Source organism: Chryseobacterium sp. SIMBA_038 (genome assembly GCF_046535115.1).
Classification (GTDB): Bacteria; Bacteroidota; Bacteroidia; order Flavobacteriales; family Weeksellaceae; genus Chryseobacterium.
Genome location: NZ_JAWRXH010000128.1, coordinates 1 through 277, shown reverse-complemented (window position 1 = coordinate 277; position 277 = coordinate 1). Strand labels below are relative to the sequence as shown.

General features: G+C 35.0%; 1 protein-coding gene. It reads right to left on the bottom strand.

Translation table 11 applies throughout. The annotated features are described in order from the left end of the window. Positions 1-277 (bottom strand): hypothetical protein (locus tag SB689_RS22980; protein WP_410694376.1); only part of this gene is annotated, 277 nt, incomplete at both ends.

Here is a 277-nt window from a genome sequence, read left to right as displayed (position 1 = left end):
CTAGGTCTTTGCAAGGCGATAAACAAAATCTTTCGACCGCCAACTCGATGTTTAACGTCAAACTCTTCTTTAGTAATGACATCCCCACGAAAATTATCATTTTTTTCTAATGTGCTACCAGACTGAATAACACTATTTATGTATTCTTCGGTATCAATTATATCTTCTTCATCTAATTCCTTGCTCCACTTATCATAGCTATAGGACTTACTATCTGCATTAAATCCTTCATCTATAAACCATGAATCAGGCAAAGCTCCTCTTTCAAACACATAGA